The sequence below is a fragment of the Paenibacillus sp. FSL R7-269 genome (assembly GCF_000517865.1).
Lineage (GTDB): Bacteria > Bacillota > Bacilli > Paenibacillales > Paenibacillaceae > Paenibacillus_AQ.
Window position 1 is genome coordinate 1 of record NZ_ASPS01000138.1, and the last position, 214, is coordinate 214.

1 pseudogene is annotated in these 214 nt (G+C 57.0%); it reads right to left on the reverse strand.

Annotated features, from left to right (window positions below):
• A pseudogene (locus C162_RS36500) lies at positions 1 to 214 on the reverse strand (stage V sporulation protein R); the annotation flags it as partial.

Sequence of the window (214 nt, forward strand, 5' to 3'; positions counted from 1 at the left end):
TAGATATGCGGGAGCGTGCGCTCCAGGTATTTCAGATCCAGCTCGATGCTCTCATAGCGGTGGGTAATCAGCAGTTCGCCGTTCCGCTCATAATCGGCATCCTGGATGACGAGATACGGGGAGCCGCCGTTCACCCGGGCCAGCACGAGCTGGTCGCGCACATTCTCCCACGCTTTATCGGTGATTTTCCACTCCGGGCCTTTTTTCTCGAACA